Source organism: Haloferax mediterranei ATCC 33500 (genome assembly GCF_000306765.2).
GTDB lineage: Archaea > Halobacteriota > Halobacteria > Halobacteriales > Haloferacaceae > Haloferax > Haloferax mediterranei.
In genome coordinates this window covers 1,903,610-1,922,284 of record NC_017941.2, presented here as the reverse complement: position 1 = coordinate 1,922,284, position 18,675 = coordinate 1,903,610, and the positions used below count along the sequence as shown (strand labels likewise).

22 protein-coding genes are annotated in these 18,675 nt (G+C 62.8%); 11 read left to right on the top strand and 11 right to left on the bottom strand.

The genetic code is table 11. The features are described from left to right. The first annotated feature begins 124 nt into the window (after nucleotides 1-124). From HFX_RS09835 to HFX_RS09810, 6 genes are all read left to right on the top strand, one after another. Nucleotides 125-499, top strand: coding sequence for a 4Fe-4S dicluster domain-containing protein (locus HFX_RS09835; RefSeq protein WP_004060219.1), 375 nt, complete (start codon nucleotides 125-127; stop codon nucleotides 497-499). Between the two features lie 135 nt (nucleotides 500-634). Beyond that, nucleotides 635-1,507, top strand: coding sequence for an electron transfer flavoprotein subunit beta/FixA family protein (locus HFX_RS09830; RefSeq protein WP_049917514.1), 873 nt, complete (start codon nucleotides 635-637; stop codon nucleotides 1,505-1,507). A gap of 2 nt (nucleotides 1,508-1,509) precedes the next feature. After that, the gene (locus HFX_RS09825; RefSeq protein WP_004060221.1) at nucleotides 1,510-3,294 is read left to right on the top strand and encodes an electron transfer flavoprotein subunit alpha/FixB family protein; all 1,785 of its coding nucleotides are present in this window, start codon (nucleotides 1,510-1,512) and stop codon (nucleotides 3,292-3,294) included. Next, on the top strand, nucleotides 3,291-4,955 hold the full coding sequence (locus HFX_RS09820; RefSeq protein WP_004060222.1) for an FAD-dependent monooxygenase: 1,665 nt from the start codon (nucleotides 3,291-3,293) through the stop codon (nucleotides 4,953-4,955). Before HFX_RS09825 ends, HFX_RS09820 begins: the two co-directional genes overlap by 4 nt. A gap of 4 nt (nucleotides 4,956-4,959) precedes the next feature. Then, complete coding sequence (locus tag HFX_RS09815; protein ID WP_004060223.1) at nucleotides 4,960-5,379, top strand: hypothetical protein; 420 nt, start codon at nucleotides 4,960-4,962, stop codon at nucleotides 5,377-5,379. A 129-nt stretch (nucleotides 5,380-5,508) separates the two neighbouring features. Beyond that, nucleotides 5,509-6,243, top strand: coding sequence for a GNAT family N-acetyltransferase (locus tag HFX_RS09810; protein WP_004060224.1), 735 nt, complete (start codon nucleotides 5,509-5,511; stop codon nucleotides 6,241-6,243). 90 nt (nucleotides 6,244-6,333) lie between these two features. Here the strand turns inward: HFX_RS09810 and HFX_RS09805 are convergent, their stop codons facing one another. Further along, the gene (locus HFX_RS09805) at nucleotides 6,334-6,498 is read right to left on the bottom strand and encodes a hypothetical protein (RefSeq protein ID WP_169330960.1); all 165 of its coding nucleotides are present in this window, start codon (nucleotides 6,496-6,498) and stop codon (nucleotides 6,334-6,336) included. Nucleotides 6,499-6,568: 70 nt separating this feature from the next. Next, nucleotides 6,569-8,857: a tRNA(Met) cytidine acetyltransferase TmcA gene (gene tmcA, locus HFX_RS09800; RefSeq protein ID WP_004060226.1), complete on the bottom strand. Its 2,289-nt coding sequence runs from the start codon at nucleotides 8,855-8,857 to the stop codon at nucleotides 6,569-6,571. A gap of 290 nt (nucleotides 8,858-9,147) precedes the next feature. Between tmcA and rpl7ae the strand changes: the two genes are divergently transcribed. The 4 genes from rpl7ae to ndk are packed head-to-tail and all read left to right on the top strand — an operon-like array spanning nucleotide 9,148 to nucleotide 10,412. Then, a complete protein-coding gene (gene rpl7ae, locus HFX_RS09795) occupies nucleotides 9,148-9,510 on the top strand; it encodes a 50S ribosomal protein L7Ae (protein WP_004060227.1) in 363 nt (120 codons plus the stop codon). Between the two features lie 6 nt (nucleotides 9,511-9,516). Further along, the gene (locus HFX_RS09790) at nucleotides 9,517-9,741 is read left to right on the top strand and encodes a 30S ribosomal protein S28e (protein ID WP_004060228.1); all 225 of its coding nucleotides are present in this window, start codon (nucleotides 9,517-9,519) and stop codon (nucleotides 9,739-9,741) included. Nucleotides 9,742-9,743: 2 nt separating this feature from the next. Beyond that, nucleotides 9,744-9,947 (top strand): 50S ribosomal protein L24e, encoded by a 204-nt coding sequence (locus tag HFX_RS09785; protein ID WP_004060229.1) that lies wholly within the window; start codon nucleotides 9,744-9,746, stop codon nucleotides 9,945-9,947. Continuing rightward, on the top strand, nucleotides 9,948-10,412 hold the full coding sequence (gene ndk, locus HFX_RS09780) for a nucleoside-diphosphate kinase (protein ID WP_004060230.1): 465 nt from the start codon (nucleotides 9,948-9,950) through the stop codon (nucleotides 10,410-10,412). Between the two features lie 176 nt (nucleotides 10,413-10,588). On the opposite strand, the gene HFX_RS09775 is transcribed toward ndk, so the two are convergent. From HFX_RS09775 to HFX_RS09735, 9 genes are all read right to left on the bottom strand, one after another. Continuing rightward, nucleotides 10,589-11,086, bottom strand: coding sequence for an ester cyclase (locus HFX_RS09775; protein WP_004060231.1), 498 nt, complete (start codon nucleotides 11,084-11,086; stop codon nucleotides 10,589-10,591). Between the two features lie 110 nt (nucleotides 11,087-11,196). Beyond that, the gene (locus HFX_RS09770; RefSeq protein WP_004060232.1) at nucleotides 11,197-12,270 is read right to left on the bottom strand and encodes a methionine synthase; all 1,074 of its coding nucleotides are present in this window, start codon (nucleotides 12,268-12,270) and stop codon (nucleotides 11,197-11,199) included. Next, nucleotides 12,267-13,274 carry a 5-methyltetrahydropteroyltriglutamate--homocysteine S-methyltransferase gene (locus HFX_RS09765; protein WP_004060233.1) on the bottom strand — a complete coding sequence of 336 codons (1,008 nt, stop codon included), beginning with the start codon at nucleotides 13,272-13,274 and terminating at the stop codon, nucleotides 12,267-12,269. Before HFX_RS09765 ends, HFX_RS09770 begins: the two co-directional genes overlap by 4 nt. A gap of 59 nt (nucleotides 13,275-13,333) precedes the next feature. After that, nucleotides 13,334-13,930: a HemK2/MTQ2 family protein methyltransferase gene (locus HFX_RS09760; RefSeq protein WP_004060234.1), complete on the bottom strand. Its 597-nt coding sequence runs from the start codon at nucleotides 13,928-13,930 to the stop codon at nucleotides 13,334-13,336. Beyond that, nucleotides 13,927-15,150: a mechanosensitive ion channel family protein gene (locus tag HFX_RS09755; RefSeq protein WP_004060235.1), complete on the bottom strand. Its 1,224-nt coding sequence runs from the start codon at nucleotides 15,148-15,150 to the stop codon at nucleotides 13,927-13,929. Before HFX_RS09755 ends, HFX_RS09760 begins: the two co-directional genes overlap by 4 nt. Nucleotides 15,151-15,153: 3 nt before the next feature. After that, nucleotides 15,154-16,017 (bottom strand): 16S ribosomal RNA methyltransferase A, encoded by an 864-nt coding sequence (locus HFX_RS09750; protein ID WP_004060236.1) that lies wholly within the window; start codon nucleotides 16,015-16,017, stop codon nucleotides 15,154-15,156. Nucleotides 16,018-16,060: 43 nt separating this feature from the next. Beyond that, nucleotides 16,061-16,651 (bottom strand): DUF655 domain-containing protein, encoded by a 591-nt coding sequence (locus HFX_RS09745; protein WP_004060237.1) that lies wholly within the window; start codon nucleotides 16,649-16,651, stop codon nucleotides 16,061-16,063. A 53-nt stretch (nucleotides 16,652-16,704) separates the two neighbouring features. Beyond that, a complete protein-coding gene (locus HFX_RS09740; RefSeq protein WP_004060238.1) occupies nucleotides 16,705-17,061 on the bottom strand; it encodes an RNA polymerase Rpb4 family protein in 357 nt (118 codons plus the stop codon). 3 nt (nucleotides 17,062-17,064) lie between these two features. After that, nucleotides 17,065-17,355, bottom strand: coding sequence for a 50S ribosomal protein L21e (locus HFX_RS09735; RefSeq protein WP_004060239.1), 291 nt, complete (start codon nucleotides 17,353-17,355; stop codon nucleotides 17,065-17,067). A gap of 123 nt (nucleotides 17,356-17,478) precedes the next feature. On the opposite strand from HFX_RS09735, the gene HFX_RS09730 reads away from it, so the two are divergent. Next, on the top strand, nucleotides 17,479-18,639 hold the full coding sequence (locus tag HFX_RS09730; RefSeq protein WP_004060240.1) for a cystathionine gamma-synthase: 1,161 nt from the start codon (nucleotides 17,479-17,481) through the stop codon (nucleotides 18,637-18,639). Nucleotides 18,640-18,675 lie beyond the last annotated feature (36 nt).

Here is an 18,675-nt window from a genome sequence, read left to right as displayed (position 1 = left end):
GCTCTATTCGGCTTCCAGTGTCCACGCTGTTCCGCATTCCGGTGACTACCGTTTTCGAGTGGCGAGTGATGTGTTAACTTGGGGTATGATTTAATGCGCTTACAGTAAAATAACACGACACACTATGGCTATCGACCCGCAGTTCGAAACGAACCGAGAGAAAGTCGGCGAAGAAAAGCTGGACGAACTCCGTTCGTCGGCAAACCAAACTTCGTTTGGTGATGGTGTCGCCGTCTGGGGACCGGTCGATCCGCCAGAAAAGCAGGGCATCCACGGCACCCACGTCGCCGTCGACTTCGATATCTGCCTCGCTGACGGCGCGTGTCTGGAAGACTGCCCCGTCGACGTGTTCACGTGGGTCGACACGCCCGGCCACCCGGAGTCGGACATCAAGGCGGAACCGACACACGAAGACCAGTGTATCGACTGCATGCTCTGTGTCGACGTGTGCCCCGTCGACGCAATCGACGTTGACCCCGGCCGAGCAGGGCGCATCTGACTGGGGTCACTGGGGACTCGCGTCCTTTTCGCGGCACGAGCACCGTCGTGAGCGCTTGCCACCGGGGACGTTCCAGCTGGCCGGCACAAAAGATTATTATGAATATGAACTAGCATTAACGCGAGAGTGTTCTCAATGCACATGGTGGTACTTACAAAAGGTGTGCCCGACTTCCGCGAGGGCCAGGTATCGTTCGACGAGGATGGGCACCTCGAACGGGGGAAGACGCCCACGGTGATGAATCCAAACGACCGCTTCGCACTGGAAGCGGCGTTGCAGACGCGAGTCCGACACGGTGGCAGAGTCAGCGTGATGAGCATGGGTCCGCCGGGGTACAAGGAGGTGCTACAGGAGGCGATGGAGTCGGTGTACGCCGACGACCTCCACCTGGTTTCGGACCGCGAGATGGCGGCCGCCGACACGTGGGCGACGGCCATCACGCTCAGCGCGGGCATCGAAACGCTCGGCGAACCCGATATCGTCTTTGCGGGATTCAAAACGGCCGACGGGGAGACGGGCCACACCGGCCCGCAGACGAACTGGTGTCTGGATATGCCGCTCGTCACGCACGTCATCTCACTCGATATCGACGAGGATGAGGGCGTCCTGCGCGCGAAACGACTCGTCGAGGGCGACATCGAAGAGGTCGAAACGGTCGAGACGTCGCTTCCGGCGTTCGTCGTCACCGACCCCGAATTCACCCCGTCGTATCGGACGGCGGGCGAGCGACTCACGCTGAAAGACCTCCGCGCGGAGACACAGGAGCGTGCCGAGAACTACGAGGACCATCTCACGGTTCGGGACCACGCGGACATCAACGTCGACCCGGACTACATCGGTCTCGATGGCTCGCCGACCATCGTCTCCTCTGTCGACCCGATTCCGAAGGCACCAGCGGAACGCGAGGCGACGATGGTCGACCCGGACGATTCGAGCGCGATGCAGGACGTACTGGAGGCGATGAAGTCGGCAGTCGGCGGCGATACCGCCGCTGCGGGGGGTGACTGACGATGACCGACTTCGACCCGGGAGACTACGAGATTTCGGAACTCGGCCCGGCAATCAAGGATATCGAAGACCTCGGCGAGTTAGAGGAGATTCTCCAGGCCGAACATCGCGGGGAGAACCGCGCCGGAGCCATCGCACTCATCGAGAGTCGCATCGAGAAGTTCTCCGAAGACGAGGAGGAACCGGCCGACGCCGAGGGACTCGACCTCGCGTCCATGAGCACCGCGGAGGTCGGAAATGCCCTCCAGAGCGTCGACGAGGTTTCGGACCTCGAATCACTGCTCGAACGCGAGGAGGCTAGCGAGGACCGCGACCCCGTGAAGCGACTCATCCGAAATCGCATCGACTCCGTGCAGGGCAGCGACGAAGAAGCCGCTGAAGTCGAAATCGACGAACGACCTCCCGAGGAACGGCATCCGGACCTCGACCATCCCACCCGCGACAAGCGACACGTTCGCTCGCTCAGCGACGGGACCTACCGTGATATGTGGGTCTACTGCGAGACGCAGGCGGGCGAACTCATCGACGTGTCGAAGGAGATGCTCGGGAAGGCCCGCGAGTTGATGGACACCTACAACGACGACTACGAGGAGGACGAGCGAGTCGTCGCCGTCCTCATCGGGTCGGACGTGTCGAAGCACGTCGACGACGTAATCGCCTACGGCGCTGACGTGGTCGTCGCCCGCGAGGACGACCGTCTCGACCGCTTCCAGCACAAACCGTTCACCGAAATCTTCTGCGATATGGCTCGCGCGGGCGCAACCCACGAAAACGGCGAGGTTCACGGCGGCCGCGACGAGGAGTGGCGCGACTACGACAAGCCGCGGTACGTGCTCTTCCCGGCGACGAACAACGGCCGCGACCTCTCGGCGCTCGTGCAGGCCGAACTCGACTCGGGACTCGCCAGCGACTGTTCCGGTCTCTACATCACGAAAGAGGTCATCTCGAATCCCGTCAAGACCGGCGTCGCCGGCGAGAAAAAGGAGTTCGAGCGTGTGCTGCATATGAAGCGTCCCGACTTCTCGGGCTTCGAGTATTCGACGATTCTCTGTATCGACAATCCGGCGCGGGAGTTCCACCCGCAGGGCGCGTCTGTCATTCCGGGGAGCTTCGACGTTCCGGAGCCGGACCCGTTCCGTGAAGGACTCGTCGTCGACCACGACGCGCCGCTCGACGACGACTGGTTCCGCATTACCGTGACCGAGTACGACCAGTTGGACGAAGGTATCGACCTGACGGGCCACGAGGTCATCGTCGCGGTCGGTCGCGGCATCGGCGACGACCCGACGAAGGGTATCGAACTCGCGTTGGAACTCGCAGACCAATTCGAGGGCTCGGAAATCGGCGTCACTCGCGGTATCGTCACGGGGTCGTTCCAGTTCGACGGTCACGTCGAGCAGTACACCCACGAAGAGCGACAAATCGGCGAGACCGGACAGGTCGTCGCGCCCAAACTCTACATCGCGGCGGGAATCTCCGGCGCAGTTCAGCACAAGGTCGGGATGGACGAGTCGGATACGATTATCGCCATCAACACGGACCCGGACGCCCGCATCCGCGACTTCTCCGACTACTTCATCGAGGGAGACCTGTTCGAGGTGCTCCCAGAACTGACGGCGGCACTGAAAGAAGGACAGTTCGAGGCGGCGGTCGCCCGCGATGGCGGCCTCACCGAAGGTGAGAGTACATCGGACGTTTCGCCCGATGGCGGTCTCGCCACAGATGAGAGCACGTCGGGCGTTCCGTCCGACAGCGAGGTTGCGGACGAACGAGGAGACACCCAATGACTGAACACGAACACTACGAAGCAATCGTCGTCGGGGCTGGTCCCGGCGGGGCGGCCGCGGCCGCAACGTTCGCTAACTACGGAATCGAGACGCTCGTTCTCGAACGCGGCGTCGAAGCCGGGTCGAAGAACGTCTCGGGCGGACTTATCTACGCCGAGGAGTCCGCACCCTACACCATCGACGACCTCTTTCCCGACTTCCGCGAAGAGGCGTCGGAGCGGCCTATCACGAAGTACCGCATCCACAACATCGCCGGCGACAAGGTGGAGTCGTTCGACCTGACCAAACTCCACGAACACGACACCGAGTGGTCCGACTCCGTCCTCCGTCGAAAGATGGATTCGTGGCTTGAAGACCGCGTCCACGAGCGGACGCGCGAAGCCGGCGGTGGACTCTTGACCGGCGTCCACGTCACTGGACTCCTTCGCGAGGAAGGGAAGATTGTCGGCGTGACGACCGACGAACTCGACCCGATAACGGCCGATATCATCGTCGCCGCCGACGGGGTGAACTCCGAACTCGCCCGCGACGCGGGCTTGATGGACTGGGAAGAACCCGAAGAGTGGTTCCAAGGCGTGAAAGCCGTCGTCGACATGCCGAACGACGTTATCGCCGAGCGATTCGACGTCGGTGCGGACGAAGGGGTCGCACACCTGTTCTCCGGCGACCTGTTCGAGGGCGTCCGCGGCGGCGGATTCCTCTACACCAACCGCGATACGCTGTCGCTCGGGACCGTCTTCCACCTCGACAGCCTCGTCGCCGAACAGGCCGAACCGCACGAACTCCTCGATGCGCTTTTGACGCATCCACTTCTCGCACAGTGGCTCGGCGACGACTACACAGAACTGGAGTACAGCGCCAAACTCGTCCCCGACTCGAAGAAAGTCGCACTCCGAGAACCACACTTCGGCCGCCTCCTCCTCGTCGGCGATGCGGCCGGCCAGATGCAGGCACAGGGTCCCATCATCAAGGGGATGAACCACGCTGTCACCGCGGGGGCGCTCGCGGCCGAGGCGTACGCGCAGGCGAAGTCCCGTAACGAACCGGAGAAAGCGGGGACGCGATACGCCCGCAAACTCCGAAGCGAGGGCGTGATGAAGAAGCTCCGGCCTCGCGGGTACGAACTGTTCCGCGGCGTCGCCGAAGACGACAGTGTGGCCGACATGGTCGATTCCGTCCTCACGTCGGCCGTCGGACGCGCCGGGATTCGCGCCCTCTCCGGCCAACTCGAACGGTTCTACAACGTTCCGATGCTGTCGTCGATGATACCCGACACGCAGACGCCCTACGTCACGCTCCCGACGGTTATCGCGGAAGAACTCGGGACGCGTGTGCGTGAGGAGAATACGGTGACGCCGCCGAGTCTCGAAGCGCGCATCGGCGACCTGACGTACGACACCGATATCGGGTCACCGCACATCACGCTCCTCGACAACTCCTACGAGGCAAGTGGGGCCGCCGTCGCGGCCTGTCCGGTTTCGGCGGTCGACTTCGGCGGCGGGTGCTACCGCGAGGAACTCGTCCGGACGAACGGCTCAGAGGAGCGCGTCGTCAGTCTCGACACACAACCCTGTGTCGAGTGCGGAACCTGCGCCGTTGTCGCCGAAACCGAGTGGGAACACCCACGCGGCGACAAGGGCGTCGAGTTCAAGTGGGGGTGAGTCGGTGGCTGGAGACACTGCATCGAAGCCCACGGCAGACACCGACCGCAACCCGGAGCACGTCCGGTTCGGCGAGCGCGTCAGGGACCTCGCGGCCGAGGCGCGGCAGGCGAGAGAGACGTTCGACCCACCGGACGAATCGACGGCCGACGAGCGTGCCCTCGAATGCGCCCGCGACGGCGTCGGCCCGGTCGTCTCGTTGTACATCGAAGCGCGAACCGGCGGGCGAATGGTCGAGTTCACCGAGACGGAGTTTCAGTTACTTCACCGAACACTCAACGATTGGCTCACGCTGTACGCCCGGTGCTACGAGGTCGACCTCGACGCCGACTTCACGATTCGAGAGGCCGCCGAGGTGCTTCTCAAGACGCACAACGTCCGCGATACGGCGCAGTTGCTGACGTGTGTTCCGGCGCGGCGGTGAAAGGTGACATCTGGTACCCGCCATCCGACGAGGAAACCGCCGGTGTTCCAGAGACTATTGTGAAAAAACCGACAATTCGTCAAAACTATCACGAACAACAATTATTAACCATGAGTGTGATTGTGTACCATGGAAGTAACAGATAGTCTCAACTTCGGACACAAAGACCGGAAAGATATCTACGAATACATCGAAAGCCACGGAACCGTTCGGGAGGACGAGGTTCGGCGAGCGCTCAATTTCGAACCGGTAGCGCTCGGAACTCACCTGACGATTCTGCGGCGCGACGGCTACATCCGAAAGGTCGGAAAGCACGTCGAGGTCGCCTACGCGCCGGGTGAAGAGGAGACGTTCGAACTCGACGACCTCGACGTAACGATTCGGATGGCACAGGATGTCGACCTCGAAAGCCTTGTCGACGCTATTCACGAGGTTGCAGACGAGGGCCGCTACATCGAGGGAGAGACCGTCGCGGACGTGCTCGACCACGAAGAAGTCGTCCTCCGGCACAACGAGGTCCGTTCCCGGATGGTGTTCGTCGCGACCGTCGAAGACGAACTCGCCGGATGGGTCCACCTCGACCTGCCCGAAGCGGAGAAACTGAGCCACACGGCCGTGCTCACCGTCGGAACGCGACCGGAGTTCCGCGGCCACGGCATCGGGAGCAAACTCCTCGAACGGGGCGTCGACTGGGCCCGCGAACACGGCTTCGAGAAACTGTACAACAGCGTGCCCGCGACCAACGAGGGAGCAATCGAGTTCCTCGAAGACCACGGCTGGGAGACGGAAGCCGTCCGCGAGGACCACTACAAAATCAACGGCGAGTACGTCGACGAAGTGATGATGGCCGTCAGGCTCCGCTAAAGCGCAGGTGGAGCCATCGAACCCGAACCCGGGTTTTTATCGACCTTGTTGGGAGAGCGGACGCGCTGCGCTACCGGTCTCGGACCGGATCTACGACCAATTCTCTGCTGCGCCGTCGAGGGGTTCGGCGACGACGCCATCCTGCTGGGCGAGCGTCCGAGCATGTGCCGTACAGACGTTTCTGTCGGCGTCCCACGGGATGTAGAGTCTGACCGCCGCGACGTTCTCGCAGTCGGATTCGCTGCACTCGGCCATGCGAAATCTGTCGGCCCCGACGACCATCGGTGTATCGGCGATTCGGCTCGAAGCAGCGATCTGACAGGTGTTACTGATACCGCTCGCGCTCGTCGTGTGCCACGTCGCCGCCGTACTCGTCGACGAGCGGTTCGTAGGCGTCGCCGAGTGCGCGCATCGCTTGCGCAGTCGAGTGGAAGTCGAGTTCGTCGGCCACCGCCGACCACGCTCGCGTTTGTAACACTTTTCGGACGAGCAGGCGCTCCGCTCGCGCCGAAAGCGAGGCACAGTCGGGTGACGTGAGGTGTGCGAGTGCGAGTCTCCGGAATGCACCGGGAGCGGTCGTGTAGAGCCCCGGTCCGTAGGAGGCCCCGACGACGACACGCCACTCGTAGTCCGAGAGCGCGGCCTCGTAGTCGGCGTCGACGGCGGCGAGTGCCGCCCGCGCGACATCGGCATCGAGGTCGGAAAGGGCGTCTCCGAGTACGTCACCGACGCGCTGGAGGAACCAGTCGGCGTGTCGGTCGTGGAGTTCGTGGCCGGCCTCCGAGAGCGGGTGCAACATGAGCGCGGAGTACTCGCCGCTGGTGTCGTTTCGGGTGGTCGAGAGGTGAACCGTGCTGTAGCCGTTCTTACGCCAGAACGAGAGGAGTTCCGGGGTCGCACCGAAGCCGACACCGAGGTAGTCCGCGTCGGCTTCGAACTCCTCGCGAATCTCAGAGAGCAATCGTGAGCCGAGTCCGGACGAACGAACCGCGTGGTGGGTGGCGATTCGCATCACGCGGTAGCCGACAGGAATCCCGGCGTCCTCGTCGCGGAGTTGACTGGTGAACACGTCGGGGAGCATGTTTCCACGGATGCGCCCGCCGTCGTACATGTGCGTTCGCGTCTCGGCAGCCAGATTGCCCTCGCGGGCGAGCAGCGCGACCGAGACGATTCTCCCCTCGTAGGTGAGCGCTCGGAGCGTCAGGTTCGGCGCGTCGAGGAGCCGAGCCAAATCGTCCGGTTCGGTGCGATAGTGGGCGAGAACGAGCAGGCCGAACGCCTCCCGAAGGAGGTGTTCGTCGGCGAGGAGGTCGTCTGGCGTGAGCGTCCAGTACGAGACGTTTTCCGGGGCTGCGTCCGCGACTAACTGGTCGACAGGCGGACGGGCGTCGAGAAGAAGCGCGCGAAACGCCCACGATTCGACAGGGTCACCAGCAGCGTATCGAATCGGGTCGTCGAGGCGTACGTCAGTGACTTCGTACTCAGACTCGTCGAGTCGGTCACGGAACCGGACGGCGAAACCGCGACCTGCACCCTCGTATCCGCGGACAGTCGTACAGAACGCGACTGCGGGCGCATCGAGAAACGACGCGAGAAGTCGAACGGGGAGCGCGGCCGCTTCGTCCACAATGAGGGCGTCGGTCTCGGCGGTCGCGGCGACAGCCCCCGCTTCGGTCGGTGGGACGTAGCGAACGCGTCCACCACCGGGTGTCGACAGGTCGAACTCGTCCGCGCTTCCGGCGACGAGTTTGTCGAGTTTCGCAAGGAGTCGTTCGGCCCGGACGAACACCTCGGCGGCGTTTCGCTTGTTTGGTGCGGTCACGACCACGTCTCGCCCCTCGGCGGCGAGGCTTCCGGCGGCGAGGCCAGCTGCACTCGATTTCCCGCGGCCCCGGTCGGCTTCGACGACGACCGCCTGTTCCGACTTCCTGAGGGCTTCGAGCGCGGCGAGGGCGTCTGACTGGTCGGCGGTGAGACAGTCCTCGTAGGCGCGGTGCGGGAATCGAAGGGTGCGGTCGCGGGGAACCGACGGAACCGGCGTATCGAACGAGATACCCTGACTGTACGACCCATCGCGTTCGACGGTTTGGGCGTCGAGGTCGACGAGCGCGACGCCGGGATGGTCACGGAGAATCGAGGCGAATCGGCCGCGGAAGCGACTGGCCACGTCATCGACGGTAAACGGCGGGACGGCGAGGCGCTCGTCGAACGAATCACGGCGGGAAACCCACTCGTCGAGTGAGGGGGTGAGGAGGACGAGCAGGCCGCCGCCGTCGACAGCACCGGCGACGCGACCGAGCGTGTTCGGCGAGAAATCCTCGTGGGCGTCGAGGACGACGACGGTTCGTGTCGTCCCAAGAAGCGACGAGGCCTGCCGGGGTTCGACACGGTCGAATCTAAAGCCCTCACGGGACGTGACAAAGGTTACCTCGTCCTCGGGGACGTCGGTTCCGCGAACCACATCAAAGGCGGCGTCGATGCCGGCGTCCCTGTCGCCGGTGAAGACGAGGAGTCGTCGCTGGTTAGCCGCCATCGCCTCGTCGCGGCGGGCGGCCGCGAGCGACTCGATATCGGGTGCGTCAGGTCGGCGAGAAGCGTCGCCGGAACGGGTCATATCACCGTTATGCTGGCGAGCCTATTCACGTTCTTCGGTCGCTTCGTTCGGCAGTCGTGTGCGGACTCGAAGTCGTGAAAATCGGCGTTTTTCGCGTCCCGTGCGGACTCGTGGCACGCCGTCGAGATTTTGAAAGCGCTTTTATGGGGGCCGGAGCAAAGAATGGTTACAGCCTGTCCGGGGTTGATGAACCTCCTCGCCGTAGGGATTTCGTGCCTACCGGTTGTGACCGACCAACCGGTGTGCCGGCGAGGGAGTCGAGCCCGCGAGCAGGATATAGGTGAACAACAATGGCTGTTTACGTAGACTTCGACGTACCGGCCGACCTCGCTGACAGCGCCGTCGAGGCGCTCGAGGTCGCCCGAGATACTGGTATCGTGAAGAAAGGAACCAACGAAACGACCAAGTCCATCGAGCGGGGCAACGCCCAGCTCGTTCTCATCGCGGAAGACGTCTCCCCCGAGGAGATCGTCATGCACCTGCCCGAACTCGCCGACGAGAAGGGCATTCCGTTCCTCTTTGTCGAGACGCAGGACGACATCGGCCACGCCGCCGGCCTCGAAGTCGGCAGTGCCGCGGCCGCCATCGTCGACGCTGGTGAAGCGTCCGACGATGTCGAGGACATCGCGACTAAGGTCGAGGACCTTCGATAACCGACCATGAGCGCGGACGAACAAGCCAGCGACTCGACGCCTGCTGAAGTCATCGAAGTCGTTGGAAAGACAGGGATGCACGGCGAGGCCATGCAGGTCAAGTGCCGCATCCGTGAAGGCTCCAACAAGGGCCGTATCATCACGCGAAACGTGCTGGGTCCCGTCCGTGAGGGCGACATTCTCCAGCTCCGCGAGACCCAGCGTGACGCCGACTCCATCGGAGGACAGTAACAATGGTCGAGAAGCGCACGTGTGACTACAGCGGTGAAGAGATCGAGCCCGGAACGGGCACGATGTACGTCAAGACCGACGGAACCATCCTTCACTTCAAGAACTCGAAGGCCGAGAAGAACTACTTCCTCGGTCGCGAGGCTCGCGACCTTGAGTGGACGGAAGCCGGCCGCCGCGCAAGCGGCCGTGCGGAGGAGGACAACTAAATGTCCGACGCCGAGCGCACCTTCGTGATGGTCAAACCGGACGGCGTCCAGCGCGGACTCATCGGAGACATCGTCTCCCGATTCGAGGACCGCGGTCTCAAGATGGTCGCCGGGAAGTTCATGCAGATCGACGAGGAACTCGCCCACGAGCACTACGGCGAACACGAGGGCAAGCCCTTCTTCGAGGGTCTCGTCGACTTCATCACGTCCGGTCCCGTCTTCGCGATGGTCTGGGAAGGTCAGGACGCGACGCGTCAGGTCCGCCGTATGATGGGCGAGACCGACCCCGCAGCATCCGCCCCCGGTACTATCCGCGGTGACTACGGTCTCGACCTCGGTCGGAACGTCATCCACGGCTCCGACCACGAGGACGAGGGCGCAAACGAGCGCGAAATCGCCCTGTTCTTCGACGAAGAAGAACTGGTCGACTACGAGCGCATCGACGAGACCTGGCTCTACGAGTAAGCTCTCGTCACCGATTTTCAGTTTCTTGCCCGAGAGGAGCGGCGGCTACGTCGTACTCCCTCTCGTCCGCGCTCTCTTCGACGAGAGGGCTACTCTCGGCGCGGAATGTGCGGGTGGGTAGCACCCGACGTTCTCCGACTGTTTCTCGGGATAGCTCGGGGCTGTCCTATGGGCAGCTACGCTGACCCGAACCGGGACCTGAGACGGTGCGAAATCATCTTTGCGATGGCTCGCGGCGTCGGCGGCATCATCCCGAGTTGCCGGGAGATTCCCATCAGGTTCACCAGGTTCCACTGTTCGACGATGCGCCCATCTTCAACACGGAACGCGAAGAATGCGTCCGCCTCGAACGACCGGCCCGTCGGAACGAGGTTTCTCCACGCTTTCTTCGGCGTCCCACGGGCCGTCAGGCGGAACATCACCCGGTCATCCTGTGCGGTTACATCTTCGACCGTCAGGTGCCAGTCTGGGACTGCCTCGCGGAAACTGAGTATCTGCTCGACAAGCGCGTCTCGACCCATGCGGTCTTCACCAATACCTAGCTGGTGGGTGAGTACATCTTCGTGGAGCACCGCCACAGCGACGGTTTCGTCACCCGTATTCGCGAACTCTTCGACGTATCGACGGCAGAGTTCGATGTTCTCTGTCTCCGGTGCGACTGATTCAGAACTCATACACGATACTACGTTGTGTCAGTTGTTAACTATTGACAAATCAGTTATCAACGAGGACAATCAGCAAACCGAGACTGACAAAAGATGCGCAGGAATCGAGCTGGTGGCGCTCAGTCGGCCTGCGGGACGGGCGCAGTAAGGTCGATTTCGCCAGCGTCGAGTTCGGCTTCGACTTCGCGAGCGGCCGTGACCATGTTCTTCATCTTCTCGTACGCGACTTCGCGCGGGAGGAGTTTCACGCCGCAGTCGGGTGAGACGGTGAGTCTCTCCGGTGGAACGACCTTCAGACCCTGTTTGATGTTCTCCTTGATTTCTTCGACCGTCTCGACCTCGGCGGTGTGTACGTCGACGACGCCGAGTGCAAGGTCGGGTTCGAACTCGGGGTCGGTGAACACGTCTATCTGCTCGTACCCGCCGTTGCAGAGTTCCACGTCGAACTCGTCGATTGGGTAGTCGTTGAGTTCAGGGTAGATACGCGAGTAGTCGCCGTAACAGACGTGCAGGCCGATACGAACCTCGTCGGGGACGCCCGCGACGATGCGTTCGAGACACTCCCCGACGATGGCGTGGTCGTCTGGCGTCGTCGCCAGCGCGGGTTCGTCGATTTGGATATACGTCGCGCCCGCCTCGACGAGTTGCTCGATTTCCTCGTTGACGAGGTCGGCAAGCGCGTACGCGAGTTCTGCTTCCGAGTCGTAGTGCTCGTTGAACGACCAACTGGCGAGGGTGTACGGACCCGTAATTGGCACCTTGACCGGGCGGGAAGCGGCGTTGCGGGTGAATTCGAACTCGTCGACCAGCCACGGTTCGTCGTACTCGACTTCACCGATGACCGAGGGCTTGTCGAAGTAGTTGTGGCCCCACACTTTCACCGGACCGTTGAACTCGTAGCCCGGGATGCGGTGGGCGAAGTATTCGACCATCTCGTTGCGGCGCATCTCGCCGTCGACGACGGTGTCGAGACCGGCGCGTTCGTGTTCGTCGACGATAGCCCGGCACGCGTCGTCGTGCGCCTCGTGGAGGTGCTCTTCTGTGAACTTCGAATCGGGGTCCTCCGCGAGGTCGGTCGCGCGGTTGAGCCACTTGGGCTTCGGGTACGACCCGACGACCGTCGTGAGCAGGAAATGTTCGTTTTCGTGGCCCTCGGGGCGGAACTGCTCGCGGTTCTGGACGTTTCGGCTCATGCTTCCACCTCCTGTGTCTCCTCGGTCGCAGCGGCGAGGGCGGCGAGTTTCTCCGTGGCGCGGTTCTCCGGCAGGTAGAACAGTTCGGTGTTGGTGGTCACGTAGGCGGTGTCGAAGGTCTGGCTCTGAACGTGGTCGAGGGTCCACTCGACGCGCTCGCGAACTGTCTCGGGGTCTTCGACCAGCGTGTTCTGGCCGTCGACGAGACCGAGGGCGATGTCGTCTTTCGTACCGTACTCGTTGACGTTGTAGAGCGTCTGGTCGCGGTCGCCAGCGACGAAGTCGAACCCGAGCGCGTCGACATCGGCGTCCATCAGGTGCGCGTAGACTTTCTCTTCGAGTGCGCCCCAGTAAGTGTGGACGACGACGTTTGCATCGGTCGCGTCGGCGACGGCGGAGATTGCTTCGGGGACCTGTGCGTCGATGTCTTCGCCTGGCGGCGAGAACACGAGAGAGGGTTCGAGGAGGAACAGCGTCTCGTGTTCCGGGAAGGCGTCGACTTCGCCGGCGAGGAAGTCGCCGACGGCGTCGAGGAACTCGGCGTCGTCGCCGTAGTGCTCGTCGGTCGCGAGGTCCGCAAGGGAGTACGGCCCGGGGAGGACGGCCTGTAGCGACTCGTCGCCGAGGAGGTCGGCAGTCGCGTCCAGTTCGGCCGCGACGTCACCGGAGAAGGTGAGTTCGCCGCGGACCTGCGGGTCGCGGTAGAAGTTGTTGTTGTCGTAGTAGCGGACGATGCCGCCCGTCTCGACGTTCTCGTGGACGGTCAGCGGATGCGCGAGCATGTCGTCCCAGCGGAGTTGGCCCTCGACGACGCGGTCGAGACCGGCGTCGACCTGCTCCGAGACGACTTCTTCGCGGGCGCGCTCGTACGCGCTTACGATGTCCGCGCCCTCGTCGCCGGAGATGAGGTCGTGTTTCTGGTGCCCTTTGAGGTCTGAGAGGTCTTGCTTCGCCCAATCCGGGAGGGGATACAATCCCGGTGTAGTCGAGACGAGTTCAGTCATCACTCGCCGCTAAGAAATGACGGAGTATAATATTTCCTGTATCGACAAATGCGCGCCAGTTATTTTAGTGCGAGAACTGTGAGCGTCTCGTAGGGGTAGGACTCCTGAACGACGACCTCGTGGCCGAAGCCGTTCGACTCGGCGCGGGCGAGCACCTCGTCGTAGCCGGTGAGGCTACTTACGAGAAGGAACACCTCACCGCCCGGTTTGAGGACGCGACCGACGGTGTCGAGGAAGGGGTCGATGATTTCGCGGCCGTCTTCGCCACCGGTGAGTGCGACTTCCATCCAGTCGTCTCGGGCCGCTTCGAGGTCTTCTGGGAGGTACGGCGGGTTGAATGCCACCGCGTCGAACGAGTCGTCGCGGAACGGTTCGACGAGGTTCCCGCGGACAACCTCGAAGCCGCGGTCCCCGTCGGCGCGAAGAGACGCTGACCGCTCGGCGGCCTGCTTGCATGCGTGCGGATTCAGGTCGCTTGCGACAACCTCGGCGTCCGTCTTCTCGGCGAGTTGTGCGGCGACCCACCCCGAACCGGTTCCGACTTCGAGGACGCGCCCACTGACGCGGCCGAGCGCCGCCTGCGCGAGAAGTCCGGAGTCTTCAGCCGGTTGGTATACGGACGTGTTCATACCGCGGCGTTCGGCGAGGTCGGTCATCTGTCATCACCTACTGCGTCGGCGTCTTCCGTCTTGCCGACGCCGCCGTCGGCCTCTGGCGCTGCCGTAGACGGCCCGTCGGTGAGAGGAACCGCCCCTGATTGCTCTCGTCCCGAGAGTTCGCGCTGCGGGAACGGGATGGTGATATTCTCGTCGGCGAACGCCTCGTGGATAGCTCCGATGGCGGCGGTTCGTGCGCGCCATCGACGGCGGGCGCTCGGGCGGTCGATCCACGGGCGCACGCCGAGCACGACAGCCGAATCGCCGAACTGCTTGGCGACCACCTGCGGTTTCGGCACCGACAGCACCTCGTCGAGCTCTTCGACGGCGGCCTGCGCCACCGATGCGGCGTGGTCGAGGTCGGTTTCGTAGTCGACACCGACGTCGATATCGAGGCGGAGTCGTCCTTTTCGACTCCGGTTGACGAGGCTCTCGGAACTCACCACGTCGTTGGGAATCATCACGAACTCCCCGTCGAACGTCTGGATTCGCGTGTTCACGACCGTGATTTCGGTGACGATACCCTCGTGATTTCCGACTTCGACCCAGTCGCCGATTTCGAACGGCCGAGAGAACATCAGCACGAACCCGGCGATGAGCGCGCCGAGCGTCTGTCTCGCGGCCATACCGACGACGATGCCGAGGAACCCGGCACCGACGAGGAGACCACCGAGATTTACCTCCCAGATACCGAGAACGACAGCGGTGGCGACGAGATACGTCGTGACCTGTGCGAGACGATAGATTATCTCGCGCTGGTGGTCGGATATCTCGGGGCGCGTACTCGCGATTTCCTTGATAAACCGTCCGAGAACCGATGTCAATACGTACGCGCCGACGAGGAAGGCGGCCGAGAGACTGACGCGAATGAGCGTCTCCTTTCCGAGGTTGTACTGCTCGGAGAGCGTGCCGATGTCGCCCGAAAGCGACCAGACCGCGAATAAGAACGTACCACCGAAAACAACACCGGTGAGGCGAAGCACTGTGACCCCGAGGTGCCAGACAGGGGAAGAAACCCCTTCGACGTCCATATCGTGGAGACGAGCGCCGAGTCGCCAGATTGCGATGACGGCGGCGGCGACGAAGATACTGGCAGCAAGGCGAAGTTCGAACGTGGGGAACCACGCTTCGAAGTCCACGAACCCGTTAGTCTGGAGGGCGATACTGGTCGAACGGAGCAACAGCGGGGTCAAAAGCGCATCGAGCGCGGGGAGTGTCATGGATTATAAGCCGACGGACGCGGCGAGTTGAGCGAGTTCGGCGAACTCCGCGGGGGCCATGTTTCCGGCGCGTTTCCGGAGTACGTCTTCGTCGGCCGCCTCGACGACGGCTTCTGGGTCGGAGAGTCCGGAGATGTGCGACGTATTTCGGATGCCGTTTCGGATGGTTTTGCGACGCTGGGTAAACAGCGCCTTCACGAAGTCGAAGAAGAACTCCTCGTTGTCGACCTCGTAGTCCGGGTCGCGCGGCGTCACGCGGACGATTGCGCTTTGAACCGCCGGTTTCGGGTCGAACGCCTCTCGGGGGACGATTTCGCAGACTTCGACATCGCCGTAGTGCTGGGCGCTTACCGAGAGTCTGCCGTATTCGGACGTGCCGGATTCGGCGGCCATCCGCTCGCCGAACTCCTTTTGGAACATGAGCACGAGCGGCTTTCCGCGTGGCAGGAGGCGGAACGAAATCTCCGAGGAGATACCGTACGGGAGGTTCGAGACACACGCCGTGAACTCGGGGAGGTCGGCTTCCAGCGCGTCGCCTTCGATAACCGTAAGGCGGTCGGCTTCGACCGGATCGGAGAACTCACGGCGCAGGTGGTCGGCGAACGTCCGGTCCTGTTCGACGACCGTCACGCGGTCGGCAACTGCGAGGAGGCGGTCGGTGAGAACGCCGGGGCCGCCACCGATTTCGAGGACGTGTGAGTGGTCGGTATCATCAGGGAGGTACGTCGGAATTCGGTCGACAACGCGGTCGTCGACGAGAAAGTGCTGGTCTCGATCCGGGTCGCCGCGGACGCCGGCCCGTCGGATGAGGGCGTCAGGGTCGCGTGCCGCGGCCTCACGAACCTGTTCGCTTCCGTCGCTCGTCATTGGGAGAGATATCGTGTGGGAGCGGGTAAAAGTCCCGTTCCGCTTATCCGTCGTTTCTGACGAACGTCTTGTACTTCACGTCGTTGTCCTGCAGTTCATCGATGATTCGCTCGACAATCACATCTTTCGGATGGTGAAGTCCGGAGACGCGCTCTTGGAGGTCCTCGAACGAGTCGAACGGCCCGTGACGCTTGCGTTCTTCGAGGATTTTGTCCCGGAGTTTCTTCCCGATACCCGGGAGTAAATTAAGCTGGTGGAGTCGCAGGGTAATCGGCTGTGCATCGTTGTAGAAGTCGGTGAAGCGTTGTTCGTTGGCTTCGACGATATCCTCGACGACGTACTCCACCTCGGCGGTTGCGGTGTTCGAGAGGTCATCGTAGGACACTTCCTCGACCGACTGAATTGCTTCACGGTCGGCGGTCGGTGACACGACAAGTCTGTCACCGATACTCACGTCGGCATCTTCTACCAGGGTCAACTCGAGGAGACGGAAGTCCGACTCACCGAGCGCGTACGCGATAGGTTCCGCGTCGAATCGCCGTTGGCCGTCTCCTTGACGCCCGTGGCGGAGTACATCGAGCACGATAACGTACTCGGCCGTGGCGTCGGCGTCACCGCTCTCCGAACGTGTCATGTCAGTAGTTACGGTGAGCCGATATTTAAATAGTAGGCCGCGCCGTCGCGCGGTCAGACGTACTTTGCGACGATGTTCAGAATTTCGTCGAGTTCGTCGCCAGAGAGCGCGTAGCGCTGTTGGGCGAACACCGCACGCAGTTCGTCACGCGACTGCGGCAGGAGGTCTGCGACTTTGATAGCAGTCGGATTGTCGACCTTTTCGAGCTCGGCGAGCTCCTCGACGAGTTCGCGAGATTCCTCGGGGTCGAGGTGGGCGAACCGGTTGACGTGTTCGATTGCACGAGCCAGTTCGTAGCGCATCTCACGCTCTTCGTCGGCAGCGCGCTCCGCCTCAACCTCGGCGAGCAGCTCCTTGACCTCGGAGGTCGTTAGATACTCCTCGTCGAGCTTTTCTTTGAAGATGGTCATCGCTTACTGCTGGGCGCGCAGGTGAGCAGGTCGGGCGATTACCATCTTCTCTTTGCCGCCGTCGTTGATCTGGACCTTGAACGCGCGGCCCTGCTTTCCGACGACCTCACCGGTGAGACCGTTGAAACGCGGGTGGAACCGACCATCACGCACGCTCGGGTCGAGGTTGAGGTGGACCTTCTGGCCCTCCTCGAATTCCGCGATAGCGCGCTGCGGCGGCGAAGTGCCGCGCTCGCGCGGCTTGTTCGAGAGCTTTCCTCGCGTCCCCTTCATCGGACCGTTGGAGCTCGGCATAGTCGTGAGAACGAATACTTGCGTCGTCATTATAAATTGCACGTTACGGAACGCGCGTGTGTTGCCCCCGCGTGGTCGCGCGGGAGGGACGGACTTAACCCGAGTGGGTACGGGGGTTTTCGTATGTCTGAAGACGAGCGACGCATCGAGACGCGCGCCATCCACGCGGGTCAGGAACCCGACGAAGAGACCGGGGCGCTCATGACGCCCATCTACGCGAACTCCACGTACGCACAGGACGGTCCCGGCGACCACCGCGGATACGAGTACTCCCGAACGGGGAACCCGACGCGAACTGACCTCGAATCGAACCTCGCAGCGCTCGAAAACGGGTCGTACGGTCGCGCGTTCTCCTCGGGGATGGGTGCGATAAACACCGTGCTCAACCTGCTCGAAGCGGGCGACCACGTCGTCGCCGGCAACGACGTGTACGGCGGAACCCACCGCATCTTCACGCAGGTCTACGAGAAGTACGACCTCGAATTCGACTTCGTCGAGACGACCGACCACGACGCGGTCCGCGACGCGGTCCGCGACGAGACGGCGCTCGTGTGGGTCGAAACACCGACGAACCCGCTCATGCGCGTCAACGACATCGAAGCGCTGGCGGACATCGCACACGAGGTCGACGCACTCTGTGCCGTCGACAACACCTTCGCGACGCCGTATCTCCAGCGCCCGCTCGACCTCGGCGCGGACATCGTCTCGCACTCCTTGACGAAGTATCTCGGCGGCCACTCCGACATCGTCGGCGGCGCGCTCATCACCGACGACGAAGAACTCGACGAGGAAATCGCCTTCTACCAAAACTCCGTCGGTGCGACGCCGTCGCCGTTCGACTGCTTCCTCGTCCTCCGCGGGGCGAAGACGCTCCCGGTTCGGATGGACCGCCACTGCGACAACGCCCGCGACCTCGCCACGTGGCTCGACAACCACGACGCGGTCGAAACCGTTCACTATCCCGGACTCGACTCCCACCCGCAACACGAACTCGCGGCCGAACAGATGGACGATTTCGGCGGTATGCTCTCGTTCGAACTCGACGGGACGCTCGAACAGGCGTCGACCGTCGTCGAGGAGACCGAGGTGTTCACCCTCGCCGAAAGTCTTGGCGGCGTCGAGAGCCTCATCGAACAGCCGGCGGCGATGACCCACGCGGCCATCCCCCGCGAAGAACGCCTCGAAGCCGGTCTCACCGACGGTCTCATCCGCGTCTCCGTCGGCATCGAGCACATTGACGACATGAAGGCGGACCTCGAACAGGCGTTCGACGCGGCGTTCTAACACTCTACACTCGATTTTCCGTTTCAGTGGGTGCCA

Bases quoted from the DNA above. Each gene is read 5' to 3' on its own strand.
- HFX_RS09835 (WP_004060219.1), top strand. From the start codon at position 125: ATGGCTATCGACCCGCAGTTCGAAACGAACCGAGAGAAAGTCGGCGAA.
- HFX_RS09830 (WP_049917514.1), top strand. From the start codon at position 635: ATGCACATGGTGGTACTTACAAAAGGTGTGCCCGACTTCCGCGAGGGC.
- HFX_RS09825 (WP_004060221.1), top strand. From the start codon at position 1,510: ATGACCGACTTCGACCCGGGAGACTACGAGATTTCGGAACTCGGCCCG.
- HFX_RS09820 (WP_004060222.1), top strand. From the start codon at position 3,291: ATGACTGAACACGAACACTACGAAGCAATCGTCGTCGGGGCTGGTCCC.
- HFX_RS09810 (WP_004060224.1), top strand. From the start codon at position 5,509: ATGGAAGTAACAGATAGTCTCAACTTCGGACACAAAGACCGGAAAGAT.
- HFX_RS09805 (WP_169330960.1), bottom strand. From the start codon at position 6,498: ATGGCCGAGTGCAGCGAATCCGACTGCGAGAACGTCGCGGCGGTCAGA.
- tmcA (WP_004060226.1), bottom strand. From the start codon at position 8,857: ATGACCCGTTCCGGCGACGCTTCTCGCCGACCTGACGCACCCGATATC.
- rpl7ae (WP_004060227.1), top strand. From the start codon at position 9,148: ATGGCTGTTTACGTAGACTTCGACGTACCGGCCGACCTCGCTGACAGC.
- HFX_RS09790 (WP_004060228.1), top strand. From the start codon at position 9,517: ATGAGCGCGGACGAACAAGCCAGCGACTCGACGCCTGCTGAAGTCATC.
- HFX_RS09785 (WP_004060229.1), top strand. From the start codon at position 9,744: ATGGTCGAGAAGCGCACGTGTGACTACAGCGGTGAAGAGATCGAGCCC.
- ndk (WP_004060230.1), top strand. From the start codon at position 9,948: ATGTCCGACGCCGAGCGCACCTTCGTGATGGTCAAACCGGACGGCGTC.
- HFX_RS09775 (WP_004060231.1), bottom strand. From the start codon at position 11,086: ATGAGTTCTGAATCAGTCGCACCGGAGACAGAGAACATCGAACTCTGC.
- HFX_RS09770 (WP_004060232.1), bottom strand. From the start codon at position 12,270: ATGAGCCGAAACGTCCAGAACCGCGAGCAGTTCCGCCCCGAGGGCCAC.
- HFX_RS09765 (WP_004060233.1), bottom strand. From the start codon at position 13,274: ATGACTGAACTCGTCTCGACTACACCGGGATTGTATCCCCTCCCGGAT.
- HFX_RS09760 (WP_004060234.1), bottom strand. From the start codon at position 13,930: ATGACCGACCTCGCCGAACGCCGCGGTATGAACACGTCCGTATACCAA.
- HFX_RS09755 (WP_004060235.1), bottom strand. From the start codon at position 15,150: ATGACACTCCCCGCGCTCGATGCGCTTTTGACCCCGCTGTTGCTCCGT.
- HFX_RS09750 (WP_004060236.1), bottom strand. From the start codon at position 16,017: ATGACGAGCGACGGAAGCGAACAGGTTCGTGAGGCCGCGGCACGCGAC.
- HFX_RS09745 (WP_004060237.1), bottom strand. From the start codon at position 16,651: ATGACACGTTCGGAGAGCGGTGACGCCGACGCCACGGCCGAGTACGTT.
- HFX_RS09740 (WP_004060238.1), bottom strand. From the start codon at position 17,061: ATGACCATCTTCAAAGAAAAGCTCGACGAGGAGTATCTAACGACCTCC.
- HFX_RS09735 (WP_004060239.1), bottom strand. From the start codon at position 17,355: ATGCCGAGCTCCAACGGTCCGATGAAGGGGACGCGAGGAAAGCTCTCG.
- HFX_RS09730 (WP_004060240.1), top strand. From the start codon at position 17,479: ATGTCTGAAGACGAGCGACGCATCGAGACGCGCGCCATCCACGCGGGT.